At 72.5% G+C, this 21,546-nt stretch carries 16 protein-coding genes; 9 read left to right on the forward strand and 7 right to left on the reverse strand.

Annotated features, from left to right (window positions below; all coding sequences use genetic code 11):
* Positions 1 to 23 precede the first annotated feature (23 nt).
* Positions 24 to 737, forward strand: a complete 714-nt coding sequence (locus AB8A24_RS11180; RefSeq protein WP_369475436.1) for a hypothetical protein — start codon at positions 24 to 26, stop codon at positions 735 to 737.
* Positions 738 to 843: 106 nt separating this feature from the next.
* Here the strand turns inward: AB8A24_RS11180 and mfd are convergent, their stop codons facing one another.
* On the reverse strand, positions 844 to 4,386 hold the full coding sequence (mfd, locus tag AB8A24_RS11185; RefSeq protein WP_369475437.1) for a transcription-repair coupling factor: 3,543 nt from the start codon (positions 4,384 to 4,386) through the stop codon (positions 844 to 846).
* Positions 4,387 to 4,633: 247 nt separating this feature from the next.
* Between mfd and AB8A24_RS11190 the strand changes: the two genes are divergently transcribed.
* Positions 4,634 to 6,007: a DUF2079 domain-containing protein gene (locus tag AB8A24_RS11190; protein ID WP_369475446.1), complete on the forward strand. Its 1,374-nt coding sequence runs from the start codon at positions 4,634 to 4,636 to the stop codon at positions 6,005 to 6,007.
* A gap of 74 nt (positions 6,008 to 6,081) precedes the next feature.
* Here AB8A24_RS11190 and AB8A24_RS11195 read toward each other — a convergent pair whose 3' ends face one another.
* Together AB8A24_RS11195 and AB8A24_RS11200 are read right to left on the reverse strand one after the other, a co-directional pair.
* Positions 6,082 to 8,610, reverse strand: a complete 2,529-nt coding sequence (locus tag AB8A24_RS11195) for an FtsX-like permease family protein (protein ID WP_328965950.1) — start codon at positions 8,608 to 8,610, stop codon at positions 6,082 to 6,084.
* A gap of 53 nt (positions 8,611 to 8,663) precedes the next feature.
* Positions 8,664 to 9,452 carry an ABC transporter ATP-binding protein gene (locus AB8A24_RS11200; RefSeq protein WP_052875217.1) on the reverse strand — a complete coding sequence of 263 codons (789 nt, stop codon included), beginning with the start codon at positions 9,450 to 9,452 and terminating at the stop codon, positions 8,664 to 8,666.
* A 512-nt stretch (positions 9,453 to 9,964) separates the two neighbouring features.
* Between AB8A24_RS11200 and AB8A24_RS11205 the strand changes: the two genes are divergently transcribed.
* Complete coding sequence (locus AB8A24_RS11205; RefSeq protein WP_369475447.1) at positions 9,965 to 11,425, forward strand: MFS transporter; 1,461 nt, start codon at positions 9,965 to 9,967, stop codon at positions 11,423 to 11,425.
* 80 nt (positions 11,426 to 11,505) lie between these two features.
* Positions 11,506 to 12,375 carry a hypothetical protein gene (locus AB8A24_RS11210; protein ID WP_369475438.1) on the forward strand — a complete coding sequence of 290 codons (870 nt, stop codon included), beginning with the start codon at positions 11,506 to 11,508 and terminating at the stop codon, positions 12,373 to 12,375.
* A 207-nt stretch (positions 12,376 to 12,582) separates the two neighbouring features.
* Here AB8A24_RS11210 and AB8A24_RS11215 read toward each other — a convergent pair whose 3' ends face one another.
* Positions 12,583 to 13,146 (reverse strand): CGNR zinc finger domain-containing protein, encoded by a 564-nt coding sequence (locus AB8A24_RS11215; protein ID WP_328963083.1) that lies wholly within the window; start codon positions 13,144 to 13,146, stop codon positions 12,583 to 12,585.
* A gap of 81 nt (positions 13,147 to 13,227) precedes the next feature.
* Here AB8A24_RS11215 and AB8A24_RS11220 point away from each other — a divergent pair, with 81 nt between their 5' ends.
* The 3 genes from AB8A24_RS11220 (at position 13,228) to AB8A24_RS11230 (ending at position 15,493) form a co-directional block, all read left to right on the forward strand.
* Positions 13,228 to 14,103, forward strand: a complete 876-nt coding sequence (locus AB8A24_RS11220) for an alpha/beta fold hydrolase (RefSeq protein WP_369475439.1) — start codon at positions 13,228 to 13,230, stop codon at positions 14,101 to 14,103.
* Between the two features lie 77 nt (positions 14,104 to 14,180).
* A complete protein-coding gene (locus AB8A24_RS11225) occupies positions 14,181 to 15,275 on the forward strand; it encodes an alpha/beta fold hydrolase (protein ID WP_369475440.1) in 1,095 nt (364 codons plus the stop codon).
* Positions 15,276 to 15,367: 92 nt separating this feature from the next.
* Positions 15,368 to 15,493: a hypothetical protein gene (locus AB8A24_RS11230; protein WP_328963080.1), complete on the forward strand. Its 126-nt coding sequence runs from the start codon at positions 15,368 to 15,370 to the stop codon at positions 15,491 to 15,493.
* Positions 15,494 to 15,545: 52 nt separating this feature from the next.
* On the opposite strand, the gene AB8A24_RS11235 is transcribed toward AB8A24_RS11230, so the two are convergent.
* The 3 genes from AB8A24_RS11235 to AB8A24_RS11245 form a co-directional block, all read right to left on the reverse strand.
* The gene (locus AB8A24_RS11235; RefSeq protein WP_369475441.1) at positions 15,546 to 16,412 is read right to left on the reverse strand and encodes a cellulose-binding protein; all 867 of its coding nucleotides are present in this window, start codon (positions 16,410 to 16,412) and stop codon (positions 15,546 to 15,548) included.
* 139 nt (positions 16,413 to 16,551) lie between these two features.
* Complete coding sequence (locus AB8A24_RS11240; RefSeq protein ID WP_369475442.1) at positions 16,552 to 18,972, reverse strand: SUKH-4 family immunity protein; 2,421 nt, start codon at positions 18,970 to 18,972, stop codon at positions 16,552 to 16,554.
* Between the two features lie 7 nt (positions 18,973 to 18,979).
* Positions 18,980 to 19,975 carry an SMI1/KNR4 family protein gene (locus AB8A24_RS11245; protein ID WP_369475443.1) on the reverse strand — a complete coding sequence of 332 codons (996 nt, stop codon included), beginning with the start codon at positions 19,973 to 19,975 and terminating at the stop codon, positions 18,980 to 18,982.
* 228 nt (positions 19,976 to 20,203) lie between these two features.
* Here AB8A24_RS11245 and AB8A24_RS11250 point away from each other — a divergent pair, with 228 nt between their 5' ends.
* Positions 20,204 to 20,809, forward strand: a complete 606-nt coding sequence (locus AB8A24_RS11250; RefSeq protein ID WP_369475444.1) for a YwqJ-related putative deaminase — start codon at positions 20,204 to 20,206, stop codon at positions 20,807 to 20,809.
* 2 nt (positions 20,810 to 20,811) lie between these two features.
* Positions 20,812 to 21,318, forward strand: coding sequence for an SUKH-3 domain-containing protein (locus AB8A24_RS11255; RefSeq protein ID WP_369475445.1), 507 nt, complete (start codon positions 20,812 to 20,814; stop codon positions 21,316 to 21,318).
* Positions 21,319 to 21,546: the final 228 nt, after the last annotated feature.

Consider the following 21,546-nt stretch of genomic DNA (forward strand, 5'->3'; position numbering starts at 1 on the left):
TCCAGAAGCCCTAGAGAGTCCCCATGCGCACCGCTCATCGCTTCACCGCCACCGCCGCCCTCGCCTGCGCCGCCGCCCTCGGCCTCACCGGATGCTTCGCGTCCGGCCCGTTCGCGGACCTGACCGGCTCCGAGGTGGCGGACAAGTCCGTGGACGCCCTGCGCGGCGCCGCCTCGCTCACCGTCAGCGGCAAGGTCTGGGAGGACGGCAAGCCGCTGGAGCTGAACATGGCCGTCAGCAGGTCCGGCGAGTGCCGGGGCACGATCGCCGGCCAGGAGGGCTCCTTCGAGCTGCTCCGCACCTCCGAGTTCGTGTTCATCAAGGCGGACGAGCCCTTCTACCGCTCCCAGATGAAGGACCTGCCCAAGGCGGAGGCGGACGAGGCGGTCAAGCAGCTGGCCGGCCACTGGCTGAAGTCGAAGGCCACGGACGCCGACTCGAAGGAGCTCGCCTCCCTGTGCGACCTGGACGAGCTGCTCAAGGAGTTCGACGACAGCAAGGGCGCGGAGAAGGGCAAGGTCACCTCGGTCGACGGCCGGAAGGCCCTCACCCTGACCACGAAGACCGACGAGGGCACCGAGACCCTGCTGGTGGCCACCGAGGGCAAGCCCTACCTGCTCAAGGCGGGCATCACCGGCAAGGAGCCGGCCGAGGTCTCCTTCAGCGGCTTCGACAAGCCGGTGAACACCGAGGCGCCGACCGGCAAGGACGTCATCGACGCCGACCAGCTGGGCTGAGCCGGGCACACCGGAACGGCCGTGGCCGCAGACCTGTAGAGGTCTCCGGCCACGGCCGTTCCCGTCGTCACCGCACCCGCTCCGGCCGCCGAGGCCGGTGCCGCCGCTACGAGCCGAGGATGGTGGTGAGGAACTCCCCCGTCCAGGCCAGCAGTTCCCGCCCGATCACCGGCTTGCCGCCGATCTTGCCCGCCTTGGGGCGCGGGACCAGCACCTGCGAGGTGGCGGCCTTGAGCACCGTCCCCGGGTAGAGCCGCTTGAGCCGCAGCTCCTGCGACTCGCGCAACTCCACCGGACCGAACCGGACGTTGTTGCCCTGGAGGGTGATGTCCCCGACCCCGCAGGCCCGGGCCAGCATCCGCAGCCCGGCCACCAGCAGCAGGTTCTCCACCGGCTCCGGCAGCTTGCCGTAGCGGTCGGTGAGCTCCTCCCGTACGGCCTTGATGTCGGCCTCGGAGTTGGCGGAGGCGATGGACCGGTACGCCTGCAGGCGCAGCCGCTCGCCCGGCGCGTAGTCGTGCGGGACGTGCGCGTCGACCGGCAGCTCGATCTTGACCTCCAGCGGCGGCTCCTCCTCCACCTGACCCTCGACCGCGGCCCGGTAGTCGGCCACGGCCTCGCCGACCATACGGATGTAGAGGTCGAAGCCGACGCCCGCGATATGACCGGACTGCTCGCCGCCGAGCAGATTGCCCGCGCCGCGGATCTCCAGGTCCTTCATCGCCACGTACATGCCCGCACCCATCTCGGTGTGCTGGGCGATCGTCGCGAGGCGCTCGTGCGCGGTCTCCGTCAGCGGCTTCTCCGGCGGGTACAGGAAGTACGCGTACCCGCGCTCGCGGCCACGCCCCACGCGGCCGCGCAGCTGGTGCAGCTGGCTCAGGCCGAAGTTGTCGCCGCGCTCCACGATCAGGGTGTTGGCGTTGGAGATGTCGATGCCCGACTCGACGATCGTGGTCGAGACGAGCACATCGAACTTCTTCTCCCAGAAGTCGACGACGACCTGCTCCAGGGCCTGCTCCGACATCTGGCCGTGGGCCGTCGCGATCCGCGCCTCGGGCACGATCTCGCGCAGCTTGGCGGCCGCCCGGTCGATGGACTCCACCCGGTTGTGGATGTAGAAGCACTGGCCCTCGCGCAGCAGTTCGCGGCGGATGGCCGCGCCGATCTGCTTCTCCTCGTACGGGCCGACGAAGGTGAGCACCGGGTGCCGCTCCTCCGGCGGGGTGGTGATCGTCGACATCTCGCGGATGCCGGTCACCGCCATCTCCAGGGTGCGCGGGATCGGGGTCGCGGACATCGTGAGCACGTCGACGTTGGCGCGGAGCTTCTTCAGCTGCTCCTTGTGCTCCACGCCGAACCGCTGCTCCTCGTCGACGATGACCAGGCCCAGGTCCTTGAACCGGGTCTCCTGCGAGAACAGCCGGTGGGTGCCGATGACCACGTCCACCGAGCCCTCGTGGAGGCCCTCCAGGGTGGCCTTGGACTCGCTCTCGCTCTGGAAGCGCGAGAGCGCCTTCACCTTGACGGGGAACTGGCTGTAGCGCTCGGAGAAGGTGCCGAAGTGCTGCTGCACGAGCAGGGTCGTCGGGACGAGGACGGCGACCTGCTTGCCGTCCTGGACCGCTTTGAATGCGGCTCTCACAGCGATCTCGGTCTTGCCGTAGCCGACGTCGCCGCAGATCAGCCGGTCCATCGGGACCGACTTCTCCATGTCCTCCTTGACCTCGGCGATGGTGGTGAGCTGGTCGGGCGTCTCCGCGTACGGGAAGGCGTCCTCCAGCTCGCGCTGCCAGGGGGTGTCCGGACCGAAGGTGTGGCCGGGGGCCGCCATGCGCGCGCTGTAGAGCTTGATGAGGTCGGCGGCGATCTCCTTGACCGCCTTCTTCGCGCGCGCCTTGGTCTTGGTCCAGTCGGCGCCGCCGAGCCGGTGCAGCGTCGGGGCCTCGCCGCCGACGTACTTGGTGACCTGCTCCAGCTGGTCGGTGGGGATGTAGAGCCGGTCGCCGGGCTGCCCGCGCTTGGCCGGCGCGTACTCCACGAGCAGGTACTCGCGGGTGGCGCCCTGGACCGTGCGCTGGACCATCTCGACGTAGCGGCCCACGCCGTGCTGCTCGTGGACGATGTAGTCGCCGGCCTCCAGGGTCAGCGGGTCGATCGTCTTGCGGCGCCGGGTCGGCATCCGGCCGAGGTCCTTGGTGGCGGTGCGCTGGCCGGTCAGGTCGGTCTCGGTGAGGACGGCCAGGCGCAGCACCGGGTCGACGAAACCGTTGTCGATCGAACCGCAGGCGACGTGGACCAGGCTCGGCTCCAGGGCGCGCAGTTCCGGCTCCAGCCGGGCCGCGATGCCCTCGCCGCCGAGCACCTCGACCGTACGGGCGGCCGGGCCGTGGCCCTCGGTGAGGTAGACGGTGTGCCAGCCGTCGGCGATCCAGCCCTTGGTGTCGGCCAGCGCCCGGGCGGTGTCACCGCGGTACGCCTCCGGGGCGTGCATGCCGAGCTTGAGGGTGTCGCTGCCGCCGGCGCTCTCGTCGGCGGCGAAGGGGGACACCGACCACCACATCATGTCCAGCTCGCGGGCCCGGTCGCGGACGTCGGCGATCCCGCGGAGCGAGGCGGCGCCGACGTCGATGGGGGCCTCGCCGCCGCCCGCGGTGGCCGCCCAGGAGGCCATCAGGAACTCCTGGCTGGTCGCCACGAGGTCGGCGGCCCGGGTGCGGACCCGCTCCGGGTCGCAGACCACGGCCATCGACCCGGCGGGCAGTACGTCGATCAGCAGTTCCATCTCGTCGACGAGGACCGGGGCGAGGGACTCCATGCCCTCCACCGCGATCCCCTCGGCGATCTTGTGCAGCAGCTCGCCGAGTTCGGGGTGGGCCTCGGCGAGGGCCGCGGCCCGCTCCCGCACCGCGTCGGTCAGCAGCAGCTCGCGGCAGGGCGGGGCCCACAGTCCGTGCTCGGCGATCTCCAGGGAGCGCTGGTCGGCGACCTTGAAGTAGCGGATCTCCTCGACCTCGTCGCCCCAGAACTCGATGCGCAGCGGGTGTTCCTCGGTGGGCGGGAACACGTCGAGGATGCCGCCGCGCACGGCGAACTCCCCACGCTTCTCGACGAGCTCGACCCGCGTGTACGCGGCGGCCGCCAGTGCCTCGGTGATCTCCCCGAGGTCGACGCCGGCCCCTTGGCGCAAGCTGACCGGGACCAGCTCCCCGAGCCCCTTGACCTGCGGCTGGAGCACGGAGCGGATGGGCGCGACGAGCACGCTCACGGGACCTGCGGCCGGGTCGTCCTTGCTCGGGTGCACGAGGCGGCGCAGGACGGCGAGCCGGCGGCCCATGGTGTCGCTGCGCGGGCTGAGCCGCTCGTGCGGGAGGGTCTCCCACGACGGGTAGTCCACCACGGTGTCCTGGAGGCCCGGCGGCATCATCGAGCGCAGCGCGGCGGCCAGGTCCTCGGCCTCGCGTCCGGTGGCGGTGACCGCCAGGACGGTCCGCCCGGTCCGCCGGGCCAGCGCGGCGATCGCGAAGGGCCGCGCGGCGGCGGGGCCGACCAGGTCCACGTGCATGCGCTTGCCGTCCCCGGCCGCGGTGATCGCCTCGGCGAGGGCGGCATCACGGGTGACGGCGTCGAGCAGTCCGTGCAGGCTCATGAAAGAGGCTTTCCGTCCGGTGAAGGTCTGGGGCTGTGAAAGGTGCGGGGTGCGGAGCGGGCAACGCGAAGGGCCCGACACGTCGCACGGGCCGGGGGTTCCACCCTACGACGGCGCCCCTCGCGCCGCTTTACGATGTTCGTGTTGTGACTGTCCGAGCTCGCCGCGTCGTCTTCCGCCGGGGAGACGACTTTCCCCGGAGGAGCACGAGTCCGTGACGAGCGATGCGATAGCCCGCCCGGCGCCGGTGGTACCGGCACCCGCCCGGCCGGGCCGGTACCCGTGGGCTCCGCCCTGGCTGGTCGCCGCCGGGCTGTTCCTCGTCTACCTCGTGCTGTCCGTCGGCCGGTTCCGGCGGATGGACTGGGCCTCCTGGGACCTCGGGATCTTCGAGCAGGCGATCCGCGCGTACGCGCACCTCCAGGAGCCCGTCGTCGACCTGAAGGGGCCGGGGGCCAACATCCTCGGGGACCACTTCAGCCCGATCATCGCGCTCGTCGCCCCCGTCTACCGGGTCTTCCCCGGTCCCCTCACCCTGCTGGTCGTGCAGTCCGCGCTGTTCGCGCTGTCCGCCGTCCCCGTCACCCGGGCCGCCGTACGCTTCCTCGGCCGGCCCCGCGGGATCGCCGTCGGCATCGCGTACGGGCTGTCCTGGGGCATCCAGCGGGCCGTCGAGTTCGACTTCCACGAGATCGCCTTCGCGATGCCCCTGCTGGCCTTCGCGCTGGAGGCGGTACTCGCCCGGCGCTGGCGGGCCGCCCTGCTGTGGGGGTTGCCGCTGGTCCTCGTCAAGGAGGACCTCGGCTTCACGCTCGCCGCGCTGGCCGTGGTGGTGGCCTGGCGGGCCCGCGACAGCAACCGCCGGATCGGCGTGGCCGCACTCGGCGTCGCCGCCGCGGCCTGCGTCTTCGCCGTCCTGGTGTTCACCGTGTTCATACCGGCCTTCGCCACCGCGGGCTACGGCTACTGGGACAAGATCGACGGGGCGGGTCCGCTCGGCGGCATCGGCACCAAGCTCACCACCCTGGCGTGGGTGCTGGTCCCCACCTCCGGGCTGCTCGCGCTGCGCTCGCCGCTGCTCCTGGTGGCCGCGCCCACCCTCGGCTGGCGGTTCCTGTCCGGGGACGACCACTACTGGTCCACCGACTGGCACTACAGCGCCGTACTCATGCCCGTGGTGACGCTCGCCCTGGTCGACGCCATCGACACCGTCCGGCGCGGCGAGCGGCCCTGGCTGCGCTCGTACGCCCTGCAGCTGCCGACCGCCGTCCTGGCCGCCGCCCTCGCCCTGAGCGCGACCGCCATGCCGACCGCCAAGCTCGCGGAGGCCCGTACGTACCAGAAGCCCGAGCGGGTCACGGCCGTCGAGCGGCTCCTGGACCGGATCCCCGACGGGGCGACCGTGGAGGCCGACACCACCCCGCTGACCCGGCTGACCTCCCGCTGCCGCGTGCTGTGGATCGGCGGCAGCAAGGGCGTGGTGCCCGACTGGATCACCATCGACAACTCCTCCAAGTGGGCCGGCGAGGACCCGACCGACTACGCCCGCCAGCTCCACCCGGGCGAGCCGTTCACCCTGGTGGGTGAGGCCGGCGGCATCGTCCTGATGCGGCGGGGGTGAGCCGGCCCCGGAAACGACGCCGGTCCGGAACCCGAAGGTCCCGGACCGGCATTCCCCCGAACGACCGTGAGCGGCTACTCGCTCGCGATCGCGTTCAGAACGTTCATCCGCCCTGCCCGGAAGGCCGGGACCAGTGCGGCGAACAGGCCCACGAAGGCCGAGGCGGCGAACACCCCGAGGATCGTCGGCCACGGGATCTCCAGCACCTTCAGGCCCTGGAGCGCCAGCAGCTGCTGGGCGCCGATCCCCCAGCCCATGCCCAGCCCGAGGCCGAGCAGGGCGCCGAAGAGGGCGATGACCACCGACTCCAGGCGGATCATGCGGCGCAGCTGGCGGCGGGAGAGACCGATGGCGCGCATCAGGCCGATCTCGCGGGTCCGCTCGACCACCGAGAGGGCCAGGGTGTTCACGACACCCAGGACCGCGACGATGATCGCGAGGCCGAGGAGCCCGTAGACCATGTTCAGCAGCTGGCCGACCTGGTCCTTGAGCGCCTGCTTGTAGTCGGTCTGGTTGCGCACCTTGTACTGCGGGTACTCGGCCATCGCCGTCTTGACCGACTGGTAGGCGGCGGCGTCCGACTGCCCGTCCTGGGCGCTGGCCAGCAGCATGAAGGGGAGCGGCAGCTTGTCGGCCGGGACGTTCGCCCGGGCCGCCTCGGTGCTGATGTACTTCATGCCCTTGTCGAGGTTGCCCTCGTCGCTGGTGATCGCGGCGACCTTCAGCTTGACCGTGCTGCCGCCGGTGAAGGCGACCGTCAGCTCGTCGCCGAGCTTGACGCCGTGCTTCGTGGCGTAGTCGGAGCCGACCGACATGGCGTTCGCCGCGTAAGCCGCCGTGTGCTCGCCGGCGACCATCTTGCGCCGGATGTCCTTGGCGTACGTCGGGTCGGTGGCGCCGAGCCCCTCCTCCTCGGAGGCGCCGTCGGGTGCCGTGATCTTGGCCGCGACCTCGCGGTAGGCGGTGACGTGGTCGAGGCCCTTGGTGGCGCGCAGGGCCTGCTCGGCCTGCGGCAGTACGGGCTGACCGGTCTCGGAGTTGACGATGTAGTCCGCGCCGACCGACCTGTCGAGCTCATCGGTCGCGGAGGCCACCATCGAGGAGCCGACCACCGAGAGGCAGGCGACCAGCGCGAGGCCGATCATCAGCGCGGCGGCGGTGGCACCGGTGCGGCGCGGATTGCGCAGGGCGTTGCGCTCGGCGAGCCGGCCCACGGACCCGAAGGGCCGCAGCACCACTCCGGAGAGCACCCGCACCACGCCCGCGGCGAGCAGCGGGCCGATCACGATGAAGCCGATGAGGGTGAAGACGACGCCCAGGGCCAGCCAGAGCGATCCGGGGCCGGCCTTCTCGGCGGCCGTGGCGAGGTAGAGCCCCACGCCACCGATGCCGGTGAGGACCAGGCCGAGCACGGCGCGGACGACGCCGGCCTTCTTGTCGCCCGGGGTGCCGGACTCGCGCAGCGCGGCCATCGGGGAGACCTTGCCGGCCCGGCGGGCCGGGATGAAGGCGGAGACGACGGTCACGATGACGCCGAGGACGATGCCGGTGACCGGGGTGGTCCAGGCGACCGTCAGGTCATCCGTCGACAGGTGCATGCCCATGGACCCCATGAGCTGCATCAGGCCGACGGCGAGCCCCACACCCGCGCCGACGCCCAGGATCGAGCCGACGACGCCGAGCAGGAAGGCCTCGACGACCACGGACTTCAGGACCTGGCCGCTGTCGGCGCCGATGGCGCGCATCAGGCCGATCTCGCGGGTGCGCTGGGCCACCAGCATCGAGAAGGTGTTGAAGATCAGGAAGATGCCGACGAGGAAGGCGATCCCGGCGAAGCCGAGCATCACGTACTTCATGACGTCGAGGAAGGAGCCGACGTCCTTGCGGTTGGCGTCGGCTGCTTCCTTGGCGGTCTGCAGCTTGTACGTGTCCGCGCCGACGGCCTTGGCGATGTTCTGCTTGAGCTGCTCGTCGCTCACCCCGTCCTTGGCGGTGACGTTGACGTGCGTGAAGGAGCCGGGGGTGCCGAGCAGCGCCTGCTGCGCGGTGGCCGTGTCGAAGTAGACGACGGCCGCGCCCGGGTTGGTGACGGTGAAGGTGGCGATACCGGTGATCCTGGCGCGGGTGTCGCCGGTGATGGCGATCGTGCGCAGCTCGTCACCGAGCTTCAGGTGGTGCTTCTCGGCGGTGTCGGCGTCGACCATCACCTCGGTCGGGCCGCGCGGCGCGTTGCCCGAGGTGATCTTCATGGACTTGAGCTCGTTGTCGCTCCAGTTGCCCGCGATGGTCGGGGCGCCGGTGGTCGAGCCCATGTTCTCGTTCTTGGCGTTGACGACCGTGACGGACATCGACACGACGCCGCCCTCGGCGCTCTTGACGCCTTCGGCCTTGCGCACCTGCTCGACGGCCGAACCCGACAGCGTCTCGGGGCGGCCGCGGTCCGAGGTCTCCTCCCCCGCCTCGGCCTCCTTCGGCGTGACGGTCACATCGGAGTTGGTGACGGCGAAGAGCTTGTCGAAGGTGGTGTTCATGGTGTCGGTGAACACCAGGGTGCCGCAGACGAAGGCGACGGAGAGCATGACCGCGACGGCGGAGAGCGCCATCCGCCCCTTGTGGGCGACGAAGTTGCGCCGCGAGGTCTTCAGGACGGTGTTGCTCACGAGGTCCGCCCGCGTGCGTCGAAGTCCTTCATGCGGTCGAGAACCTGGTCGGCGGTGGGACCGTACATCTCGTCGACGATCCGGCCGTCGGCCAGGAAGATGACGCGGTCCGCGTAGGAGGCCGCCACCGGGTCGTGCGTGACCATGACGATCGTCTGGCCGAGTTCGTCCACCGAGCGGCGCAGGAAGCCGAGGACCTCGGCGCCCGCCCGGGAGTCCAGGTTTCCGGTCGGCTCGTCACCGAAGATGATCTGCGGGCGGGCGGCGAGGGCGCGGGCGACCGCCACGCGCTGCTGCTGGCCGCCGGAGAGCTCGGTCGGGCGGTGCTTGAGCCGGCCGGCGAGGCCCACGGTCTCCACGACCCGGTTGAGCCACTCCGCGTCGGGCTTGCGGCCCGCGATGTCCATGGGGAGCGTGATGTTCTCCAGGGCGTTGAGCGTGGGCAGCAGGTTGAAGGCCTGGAAGATGAAGCCGATCCGGTCGCGGCGCAGCTGCGTGAGCTTCTTGTCCTTCAGCCCGGTGATCTCGGTGTCGTCCAGGTGGATCTGGCCGCTGGTCACCGTGTCGAGACCGGCGAGGCAGTGCATCAGCGTGGACTTGCCGGAGCCGGAGGGACCCATGATCGCGGTGAACTGGCCGCTCATGATGTCCACGTCGACGTCGTCGAGGGCGACGACGCGCGTCTCCCCGGAGCCGTAGGCCTTGACGACCTTTCGTGCCCGGGCCGCGACGGCTGCATGCCCTCCAGTACCCCCGTGCCTGGTTTCGGTCATAGCCGTTGTCACGGTCTTTCTCCCTCATCGAATGCGCGTGTCTGCGTACGCCTGCGTACGTCTGCGTCGGTGTGCGGCTGTGCGCTCGTCGCCGTCATGAAGTCTCCGCCGGGCGGAAGCTCGGCGCGCTGGTGCCCATCGCCGTATCCGCCCGGGGGTTAACCCCACCCCCCGGCCTCTGGTGCGTAGGTTCCAGTTAAGGAGACGCCCGGGCCGCTCACGTCCTCCGTCGGGAGGAACGGTCCCTGGCCCGTAGTGCGGAGGGACCCCTAGGGGATCTGCACCCTTCGGCGTACGGACCCTGAGGGATACCGCCCGGCAGGCGGCGGTGAGATGGTGTTCCCCGGAGTTACGTGCAGGGGGAAGGAATCTCGGTGGCATCGGCGGAGAGCACGGGCGCGGGCCCGGACGGCACGTCCTCGGGGCCCGCGGCCGACACCCCCGTTCCGGCCAGGAACGCGACCGGCGGCGCGACCGCGGACAAGCCGGCCGCGCGACCACCGACCCCGGTGGTCGCCTCCCTGATGCTCGGCATGGCCCTCGTGGCCCTGGACAGCACCATCGTGGCCACCGCCGTCCCGCAGATCGTGGGCGAGCTCGGCGGGTTCTCCGTCTTCTCCTGGCTCTTCTCCGGCTACCTGCTCGCGGTGACCGTCACCCTGCCCGTCTACGGGAAGCTGTCCGACACCTTCGGCCGCAAGCCGGTCCTGCTCTTCGGCATCGGCCTCTTCCTCGTCGGTTCGCTGCTGTGCGCGTCCGCCTGGAACATGGCCGCCCTCATCGCCTTCCGCATCGTCCAGGGCCTGGGCGGCGGCGCCCTCCAGGGCACGATCCAGACGCTGGCCGCCGATCTCTACCCGCTCAAGGAACGACCGCGGATCCAGGCCCGGATGTCCAGCGTCTGGGCCACCTCGGCCGTGGCCGGCCCGGCGCTCGGCGGGCTGCTGGCCTCGTACGCGCACTGGCGCTGGATCTTCCTGATCAACCTGCCGCTGGCCGGCCTCGCCCTGTGGATGATCGCCCGTCACCTGACCGAGCCCGTACGGTCGCCCGGCCGCCGGGGACCGGTCGACTGGGCGGGAGCGCTGGCCGTCTTCGCCTGCGGCGGGCTGCTGCTCTTCGCGCTCGTCCAGGGCGGGGTCGCCTGGCCGTGGCTGTCCGCGCCCTCGCTCGGGCTGCTGGGCGCGAGCGCGCTGCTGGCCGTCGTCGTGGTCCGGGTGGAACGCCGGGCCGAGGAACCGATACTGCCGGGCTGGGTCTGGCGGCGGCGCACCATCGCCGCGGTCAACCTGGCCCTTGCCGCGCTCGGGCTGCTGATGGTCGCCCCGATGGTGTTCATGCCGACGTACGCCCAGTCCGTGCTCGGCCTCGGCCCCGTCGGCGCCGGGCTGGTGATGTCGGTGATGACCCTGAGCTGGCCCATCAGCGCCGCCCTCAGTCAGCACGTCTACCGCCGCATCGGCTTCCGGAACACCGCGGCCGTCGGGATCGGCCTCGCCGCGCTGATCCTGTTCTCCTTCACCCTGCTGCCCTACCCGGCCCGGCCCTGGCAGCCCGCGCTGATCATGCTGCTGCTGGGCGGCGCCCTCGGCCTCTTCCAGCTCCCGCTGATCGTCGGGGTCCAGTCCACCGTGGGCTGGGCCGAGCGCGGGACCACCACCGCCTCGGTGCTGTTCTGCCGGCAGGTCGGCCAGAGCGTGGGCGCCGCCCTGCTCGCCGCCGTGGCCAACGCCACCATCGCCGCCCGCCTGGCGGACGCCCCCGTTTCCGGCCTCCCGAAGCACCTGGACGACGTGGCGAAGGCACTGGACCGGCCGGAGCTGCTGTCGGCTGCCGCCGCCGGCTACCTGCGCGAGGCGGTGGCCGCCGCCGTGGAGCACATCTTCCTCGGCGCGACGGCGGCCGCCGTGGCCGCGCTGCTGGTCCTGCTGCTGGTGGCGCCGCGCCGGTTCCCCGTCCTGCCGGAACTGCGCGAGGAGGAGTAGGGGTACGCGGAAAGTCGCCTTGTCATGGCCGGGCCAGTGGGTAACCCTCGTGCCAGGACCGTTTCCGGGGGGACGACGACATGGCATCCGCACTCTGCGCACTCGCGTTACTGGCCGCGCTGGCCGGCCCGATCTGCCTGCGGCTCGGCCGCGACCCGGGCTTCATCACCGGCCGCGACGGCCGCCTCTCCACCTCGATCGTGCTCGCCCTCGCCTGGACGGTGATCCTGGTCTGGCTGCTGCTGGCGATCCTCGGCTACGGGCTCACCGCGGGCGGCGGCATCGCGTACTTCCGGGGCGCCGACGGCCCGCTGTCCACCCTGACGACGGTGTACCTGCCGCTGCTCGGCGGCCCGTACGTGGCGCTGATCGCCGCGAAAGCGGTCGTCGGCCTGCGCGTGGAGCACGGCAGCATGGCCAAGCCCGCCGCGAAGCCGACGGAGTCGGGCCGGCGGCCGCTGCGGGAGCTGATCGCGAACGACAGCGGGCGCACCGACCTGGTGGACCTCCAGTACGTCGTCCTCAGCGCGGTCACCATGCTGTACGTGGTGCTGTTCTACCTCGCGGACGTGGGTGGCGGACTCCCGCGCCTGCCCGCCGAGATGTGGGCCCTGACAGGCGCCCCGGCGGGTGCGTACCTGGTCAACAAGATGGCCGTGCGCGCCAACCCGGTGATCACGCACGTCGCCCTGGAGGACGACCGTCTGACGGTCGAGGGCGGCGGTTTCACCCCGGACCCGACGGGCCCGCCGACCCTCCTCACCGTCGACGACACCCCGCTCCCGACCGAGACCGACCCCCTGACGGGCGCCCTGACCGCCACCCTCCCGGCCCCGGGCACACCTCCGTTCACGGTGATCGTCACGGCCCGCGGCCTACGCAGCGACCCGTACCGCTACGAGCCCGCGACGAGGCCCGCCGTCCCGGCGCAGCAGCGGCCGGCGGGCTAGTGCTGTGGCCGGGAAGGTTTGCCGGGTCGCGGTGTCCGGTGCGGTGCATCGCAAGGCGGAGGGCCGCGGGCCGTACCGGACGTACTTCCGTGGTCCGACAACGCGGCGAGGTGCCGTACCGGGCGCCGCGACCCGGTGGACCTTTCCGGTCACAGCACCAGGTCGTCTCTTGTGGACCCGGGCCCGGCACGATCCGGAAGGGACGGCCTAAGCCTGGGCGTCGCCCTTGTGGCGGGCGTAGTACCGGGCCACGCGGGCCCGGTTGCCGCAGACCGACGCCACGCACCAGCGTCGTCGGGGGTGCGCCGGCAGGAAGAGCAGGACGCAGTCGTGGGCCTCGCACCCGCGTACCTGCCCCACCCGGGGGTCCGTCAGCAGCTCCGCGACCGCCTCGGCCAGCTCCGCCGCGAGCCGCCGGGCCGGATCGGCCGGCCGGTGCGCGTCGGCGGCGATCCCGCCCTCCTCGGTCCAGGCCAGCACCCGGTGCGAGGGCGCCGCGGCCAAGGCCTCGTTCAGCGCGGTGAGCGACCCGGCCGGGGGCCGCTCACCGCGCCGCACGGCGTCGAGCGCCGGGCGCGCGGCCGCCCGTAGGGCCTGTACGGCGGCCACCTCCCCCTCGCCCACGACGTCGACGGGCGTCAGCCGCCCGGCCTGCGCGGACAGCCAGGCCGTGAGCCCCGCCGGGTCGGCGACGAGGTCGCCCACCGCGGCCTCGGTGTTGAGGAGGTCCAGCGCGAGGGGCTCACCGATGAGCGGGAAGGTCACTGTCACCCAACTAATGCTACTGCAATCCCTTGACCCATTAGCGATCACCGGTGAGACTAATGGAAACAAGGACGCAGGAGGCATGTGATGACCGCTCGCCGCACCATTCCCACCATCCGGCACCGCACCGTCGAGGTGGACGGGGCCCGCGTCGCCTACCGTGAGAGCGGCCCCGCCGACGGCCCCGTCCTGCTGCTCCTGCACGGCTTCCCCACCGCCTCGCACCAGTTCGCCCGCCTGATGGACGCCCTCGGCGACACCCCGTACCGCCTGATCGCCCCCGACCACCCCGGCTTCGGCCGCACCGAGGCCCCGGCCGGGTTCGCGTACACCTTCGACCGGCTCGCCGACATCGTGGAGGGCTTCACCGACGCCCTCGACCTGCACCGCTTCGCCCTGTACGTCTTCGACTTCGGCGCCCCGATCGGACTGCGGCTCGCCGCACGCCGGCCGGAGCGGGTGACCGGGCTGATCGTCCAGAACGGCAATGCCTACGAGGAGGGCCTCTCGGACGCGGCCCGCGCGTTCGCCGGACTCCGGCGCGAGGTCCCCGGCGACGAGGAGCGCGTCCGGGGGCTCTTCACCCTGGAGGGCACCCGCTTCCAGTACGAGACCGGCGTCGCCGACACCGACCTCCTCTCCCCCGACAGCTGGACCCTCGACGTGCACCACCTCGGCCTGCCAGGCCGCGCCGACGCCCAGGCCGACCTGGCCTTCGACTACGCCTCGAACTTCGCCCATTACCCCGCCTGGCAGGCCTGGCTCCGCACCGCCCGGATCCCGGTGCTGGTCGTCTGGGGCGCGGGCGACCCCTTCTTCACCCCGGCGGGCGCGAAGGCCTACCTCCGCGACGCCCCGGACGCCGAGGTCCACATCTTCGAGGGCGCGGGCCACTTCGCCCTGGAGACCCACCTTCCGCAGATCGCCCCGCTGATCGAGGACTTCCTGGCCGAACTCGCCTGACCCGACAGGGGTTTACAGATCACCGGTATCGCGTAGTCTTCCCCTCGTCAGCAAAACAGTGTCTGGGGGAAACAGTAATGCTCGGTGTCATCCTCGCCGCCACCGCCGTACTCGCCACGCCCGTCGCCGGGCTGCTCGGCCACCGCGCCGTGCGCCGCTCGGCGAACGCCGCACTCATGCGGATCGACGCGCCGACCGGCATCGACGAACAGGGCTTCGTCCGCATCGGCGGAATCGACCAGTGGATCTCGATCCGCGGCGAGGACCGCACCAACCCCGTGCTCCTGGAGGTCCACGGCGGCCCCGGGGCCGCCAATTCCCCCTACGGAGCCCGCACCCGGGAGTGGGAGAAGCACTTCACCCTCGTCCGCTGGGACATGCGCGGCGCCGGCCTGACCTTCGCCCACGCCCCTGCGGACCAGGGCGGACCGGTCACCTTCGCCCGGCTCTACGAGGACGCCCTGGAGGTCACCCGGTACGTCCTGGACCGGATGCGCGTGGACCAGGTGGTGCTGATGCCGAGCTCCTTCGGCACCACCTTCGGCCTCCGGCTGGCCCGCAACCACCCCGAGCTCTACTCCGCGTACGTCGGCACCGACCAGAACATCCAGGAGGCGGGCCGGGACACCTCCGCCTACGACGGCACGCTGGAGCGGCTGCGGGCCACGGGCAGGACCAAGGACGTGGCGACGATCGAGGCGATGGGGTCCGACCCCCGGCGCTGGACCTCCGCACAGCGATCCTCGTACGACAAGCTGTGCGCCGGCAGCGACCCGCTGACTCTGGACACGGTCAAGAAGGTGATCATCGGGTCGCTGTGGCTGTCACCGCTCTACACCCTCGGCCGGATCAAGGCGTACTTCGGCGGTCAGGGCTTCTCGGAGCCCGTCACCGAGGGAGCGTCGGAGTTCGACGACCTGGCCGACGGGACCCGCTTCGAGATGCCGTTCTTCATCTTCCAGGGAGCGCTCGACGTGATCACCCCGGCGGCGCGCGCCAAGGCGTACTTCGACGCCGTCGAGGCACCGGTGAAGGCCTTCGAACTGATCGAGGGAGCCTCCCACTTCGCCGCGCTCCGGCGCCCGGACCGCTTCTTGGACCTCCTCCTGACCCATGTCCGTCCGGCGGTCACCACCGCTGACCGTGAGGGAACGGCCACCACCACGTCCTGAACCCGTAACGGCCCGTCAGGAGTGGCTCTCCAGCGGCTCCGCCGGGGAATGAACCGGTCGATCGACCAGTCCGTTCACACACGGGGGCCACCATGCGCACTGCCCGAACCAGTTGGAGAACCTGCTCCCGCGGAGCCGCGGCCGTCGCCGCGCTCCTCGCGGCCACGGCCTGCAACCCAGGAATCGCGGACACCAAGAACCCCACCACCCCGGAATGACCCGCCCGGCCCGCCCGGCCCGCCCGGCCCGGCAAGACCCGGAAGAGAGGGCCTAGGCCGGAGCCCGGCCCGTCAGCGCCGCCAGGCTGGACCGGACGTGGTTCATGTGCGCCCGCATCTGCTCCGCCGCCTCCTCGTGCTCCCGCAGGATCCCCCGCGTCTCCCGCCCGATCCGCTCCTCCGCCACCCGCGCCTGCGCCACCAGTTCGGCCGCCCGGGCCTCCGCGTCCTCCTGCCCGTGCCGCGCCGACTCCTCCGCCTCGGCGAAATCACGGCGCGCCTCCGCCAGCCGGGCCTCGGCGTACCGTTCCAGCTCCGCGTGGCGCGCCTCCAGGTCCGCCTCCCGCGCCGTCTGCTCCCGATCCGCAGCCTCCCGGCGCTCCGCCTGCTCCTGCTCGCGCTCCGACCGCTCCGCCTCCGCCCGCCGCCGCGTCTCCGCCAGCGCGGCCGTCGCCTGCGCCCGCCACGCCTCCGCGTCCTCCCGCGCCCCCGCCCGCGCGTCGTCCGCCTCGCGCTGCGCCCGCAACAGCCCTTGCCGGGCCCGGACCTCCGTCTGCTCGCGCACCGCCTCCGCGTCGTTCCGCGCGAGCTCCGCCGCCCGGTCGGCGCGTGCCTCGGCCGCGCCCATCGTCGCCGCCGCGTCCACCCGCGCGTCCGTCCGTACGGCGTCCGCCTCCTCCTCGGCCAGCAGCAGGATCCGGCGGGCCCGCTCGCTCAGCTCGTCGTACGTCTGCGGAGCCAGCGCGGAGACCGCCTCCCGCAGCCGCGCCGCCTCCGCCTCCATCTGCTTGGCCAGGACCGTCAGCCGTGCCACCCGCTCCCAGGCCTCGTCCCGGCTCCCGGAGAGCCGGGCGAGATACCGGTCGACCTCTTCCATGCGGTAGCCACGACCGCGCACGGTCGCAATGGGTGCACTCATCCTGGATGCGCCTCTCTCGCGGGGATTCCCGTCAAGGATGCGCCATTTGATCCCAGAAGCCGGAATGGCCGGGCCGAGACCCTGTTCGAAGGTCCCGACCCGGCCATCCAGCCGATCACACATTCACACGGTCAGCCGATCAGAGCAGCCCGTCCCACATCTGCTCCAGCAGCACCGACCACCAGCTCTCCGGAGAGGCCAGCGCCGCACTGTCGAGCCCGGCCAGATTCGCCTGGAAATCGACCGTCCAACGCCCCGCCTGTTCCGGCGTCAGATGCTGGCGCAGCCGCCACATGTGACCCAGCATCGCGAGGGACCGTACGAACTGCGGCAGGCTCGAGTTCACGAACTGCGGCGGTACGGGAGCACCTCCCGGGCCGCCTTCCACCGGCACCGCCACGATGTGCGCGGTCCCGTACTGCACGCACAGCGCCTTGCCGAAGTCGCTGCCGACGACGAGGTACGAGCCCGCGTCCGAGGCCGGCTGCACCTGCCGCTGCTGGGCCAGCTCGGCCAGGGTCGGCACCGGCTGGCCCGGCACCGCCTGCGCCCAGAAGAACGGCCCGAAGTCGACCGGCAGACCGGACCACATCAGCGTCTGCGCCACGATCTCCGGCACACCCTGGCGGGACACCGCCCGCTGGTCGAAGCGGAACACGCCCTGCGGACCGAACGCCGCCGTCAGCTCCTGCGCGATCGCCTCCAGCGGGATCGCCGGCTGCAGCGGAACCTGCGGCAGCGGCGCACGTACCGGCGCGGGGCGCGCCGGACCGTCCGCCACCTGGTGCAGCTCGCCCTGGTGGGTGAGCAGGTGCCGCATGCCCTGCTGCCGGCCCGCGTGGTCCTGGCCGTACGGGGCGACGCTCGTGATCCGCACCTGCGGCCAGGTCTCCCGGATCATCCGGGCGCAGTAACCGCCGGGCAGCTCGCAGGACTCGAGCTCGGTGTGCAGCTCCAGCACCTGCTGCGGCGGCACGTTCATGGCGCGCAGCTCGTAGAGGATCTGCCATTCCGGGTGCGGGGTACCGGGCGCCGAGCGGCGGATGAGCTGCTGCTCGGAGCCGTCGGGCGCGCGGTAGCGGAGCACGGCCTGGTAGCCGGGGCCGACGGTGGGTGCACCGGTCGGGACCGAGGACTGCCCACCGGGGGCACCGGGCGCACCCGGGGCACCGGGCGGCGGGCCGGGGGGACCCGGCGGCCGGCCCACGGCGGGGCCGGCCAGCATCGTGGCGGCATGGTCGAGCCCGCCACCGGGAGCACCGGGAGCACCAGGGGCCGCGGGCGCACCGGGGGCGCCGGGCGGACCGGGCGGCTGCGGTACGCCGGGACCCGCGAGCATGGTGGCGGCGTGATGGGCCCCGCCACCAGGAGCACCGGGCGGGCCGGGAGGAGCCGGCGCGCCGGGCGGACCGGGAGGAGCCGGCGGCTGACCGGTGACGGCCGGACCGGCCAGCATCGTCGCGGCATGGTCCAGCCCACGCCCCAACGACCCGGGAGCCCCGGGCGGACCGGGAGGAGCAGGCGGCTGACCCGCACCCGGAGCACCCGGAGCACCGGGCGGGCCGGGCGGCTGCGGAACACCGGGGCCGGCCAGCATCGTGGCGGCGTGGTGCGCCCCGCCACCGGGGGCGGCAGGCGCACCGGGCGGACCCGGCGGCGTGGACGGGCTCGACGGTGTCGACGGCCGGGAGATCTGGGCCTTGCTGGTCGGCGCGTCCGCGATGTCACTCGCCGACGGACCGCCCGCCGCATCGCCCGGCGAACCCAGCGCCGGCACGACCGCGGTCCTCGGCAACTGGCTGCCGCCCGGCATCAGCGTGGTCTTCGCCTCCGGGGCCACCCCGGACGACGGCGCGTCCTCCAGGTCCGACCCGGACAGCGGCGGCGCGAACACGGTCGCGGGCAGGGGTACGGACGCGTCGTCCGAACCGGAGTTCACATCGGTGCCCGCCCAGGGCGTGGCGCCGATCGGCACCGCGGCCGCGGCCGGAGCCGGGGGCGTCGCCGGAACCCCGTCGTTGGCCGTGGGCTCGTAGGGGATCTCGCCTCCGCGTCGCAGCGGCACGGCCTCGACGGGCGCCGGCGCCGGCACCGCGGGAGCCGACGCGGGCTCGGGCGCGAGCGGGGACTCGGGCGCGGACTCCTGCCTGCCGCCATCGGCCGGCGCCGGCGTCGACCTCGGCGCGATGCCCGCCCGGTCCGCGGCCTCCTGCAGCCACTCCGGCGGGCTCAGCATGAACGACGTCTGCTCCGAGTCGATCCGCGGCGGCGGCACCGAGGCCTCCGACACGGCCGCGGCCACGGCCCCGTACTCCTCCTCGTACCGGCGGATCACCTCACCCACCGGCAGTCCCGGCCACAGCGTCACCTCCCCGCTGTCCCGCGCGATGACCAGCCGCTGCCGCCCACCACCGGACACGGGACCGGCCGCGCGGTCCTCCGCCCACACCACGAACCCGAGCCCGAACTCCCGTACGCGCACCTCTCGGTGCTGGTACGCGGGCACGTCTCCGTTGATCCATTCCTCGGCGCGCTCCTGCGCCTGCGCAAACGTCACCATCGCGCGCTCACCCCTCCACCGGTGCCGAACCCGACACCGGAACCGAACGTGCGAATCCGCCGTCCACCATCAGACCGGCCACCGTCTCCAGCTCCGGCGGGTTACCGGCCAGCCGTTCGAGAAAGGCGTCGAAATCAGCACCGCAGGGCAGCAACAACCGCTCCACGCGCTCCTGGACCGACCAGCCGTCCCGGTCGCGGGCATCGTCGTACGGGGAGAACCACACCGAGCCGATGCCCTCACCCTTGACCTTCAGCGCGAGCAGCCCGCCCTGGGCGAAGGCCACGCACAGGTAGTCCTTCGTCAGGTGGTCGCGCAGACACTTGTTGACGTAGACGAGGTCGTTGATCGCCGCCTCCTCACGCACCGTGAAGAACGGCTGGTCCACCAGCAGACCGAGGTCCACGTCCAGGCCCGCGCCGACCGGTGCGCAGCCGCCCGCGGCCTTCAGGAACGAGCGGTACGCCTCCGGCAGCCGGTAGCCGAGGTCCTCCTCGACGCCCTGGACCTGCTCCTCGGCGACCGACACCACCGACTTCGGCAGCCCCATGTGCGCCGGGCGCACCTCCTGGAGCGGCCGCGTACCGCGCTTCTCGTGGTCCACCGGCGCCGTCGTCAGGCCCGCGTGATGCCGCAGCAGCGCCTTCACCTCGACCGGGACCAGCTCCATGCGCCGCGAACCGGCCACGTGGTGCCAGGTCCAGCCGTGCGGGGTCGCCACCGGCCCGACCGTGTCCCACAGCTCGTGCCCGGCGGCTTTCATCGCCGCGTTCGCGGACACGTAGTCCGTCAGCCGCAGCTCGTCCATGCCGAAGCCCTCCGGCGGTTCGGCGATCTCCACGGCCGCGCGCGCGTAGGCGGAGAAGTCCGGATGCCCATTGCCGTCCATCCGCACCCCGTGAGGATGCCGAGCGGCCCGGACCGGGTCCGGGAAATGCACGACCTGCCCCGAGTAAGCGGCGTTGGGTGGCGCGGCCTGCTGCCCGTGCCGACCTGTCGTCATGGCGGTAGCCCCCTGCTGGATCTGGCTGGTTCACCACAGCCTATGCGCTGGGGCAAGAGCCTCACCCGCGCCCGACCGGCGCACCCGCCCGAGGGCCAGGAACATCCGAATTGATACGAATATTCGACCCCGCTTCCGCATGACAGGTGACATTTGACAGGCTGTCCCCGCAGCACGGGGGCGTGAGCGACAGCGGTCAACCGCCGCCACGGGAGGGAAAGCGCGACCATGCACAACACGGCAACACGTACAGAATCCGGCGACACCACGCCGGACGCACCAGGCGCACCGGGCGCACCGGGCGCACCCGGCGCACCCGGCGCCGCGGGCCCGGCCGGCGAAGCCGCCGGTCCCGCCGGCGACCCCCGCCTGCGCTGGAGCAGCGCCGACGGTCGCCCCGCCGTGCCCGTCCTGCGCTTCCGCCGGGACGGCATCCTCCCCACCGTCGCCGCCGCCCTCTCCGTACGCGGCGAAACCCTCACCGGCACCGCCGGCAAGGCCGACCAGCCGCCCGCGCTCCACCCGCTCGTCCAGGACTTCCTCGACACCCTCACCAGCGGCCAGCGCGAACGCTTCACCGGCCGATGTCCGGAGGCGATCCTGCTCTCCCGCCACCTGACCGCCGTCGAGGGCGCCCGCTCGCGCCGCGCCTCCCGCAAGCCCCTCTCGCCGAGCGAGGCCCGCCGCTCCCTCAAGCACGCGAAGATCACCGCGCGGCGCATCCGCGAGGACGGCGACCCCCTCCACGGCAGTTACGCACCGCCCTGCCGCTCCTGCGACGCACTCCTCGCCCACTTCGGCGTACGCTCCGTCGACCTCACCCCCTCCGAGTAGCCATGACCAGCGCCTCCGCCTCCTACGACCGCTCCTCGGCCACCCGTTTCCCGGTCGCCGTGGACTCCGCCCTGCGCACCGCCGGCTGGGAACCCGGCCGGTGGGACATCAAGCAGGCCGAGTACTGGGCCGACGCCATGCGGGACCACACCACGCCCGCCGGTCACCGGCACACCGTCTTCCCCGCCGCCGTCGAGGCGTGGGCCGAGTTCGGCGGTCTGACCGTCGCCGGGCACGGCTCCGGCCGCCAGATCGCCCCGACGCCCGTGCGGATCGACCCGCTCACCGGACTGCACCTCGCGCGCACCTTCGCCGACCTCGGCCGGGCGCTGTCGACCCAGCTCTGCCCGCTGGGCGTCGAGGCTGACGGCGGCTCCCACCTCGGGATCGACCGAGAGGGCCGCGTCTACGGCATCGACCACACCGGCGACTGGTACCTCGGCTCCAACGTCGACGAGGCCCTCACCCTCCTCCTGACGGGCCTCCAGCCGACCCGCCTGACCACTTAGCTCCGGCCGGTCGGTGGTACCGGGGCTCCGCCCCGGACCCCGCCGGGCGCTGCCCGGACCCGCGCCTCAAGCGCCGGCGGGGCTGGGTGGTGTGGGGCGGTGCCCCGCCGGAGTGTCTCCTCGGCTCGCGCGGTACGGCATGTCTCGGCTGTGGATCGGTGGTGCGCGCTCGTCCTGCGGGGACACTCCGCCGCGTCCCCGCCCCACGGCAGTACTTCGACAGTGGCC

It is taken from the genome of Streptomyces sp. BF23-19 (assembly GCF_041106355.1).
Classification (GTDB): domain Bacteria; phylum Actinomycetota; class Actinomycetes; order Streptomycetales; family Streptomycetaceae; genus Streptomyces; species Streptomyces virginiae_A.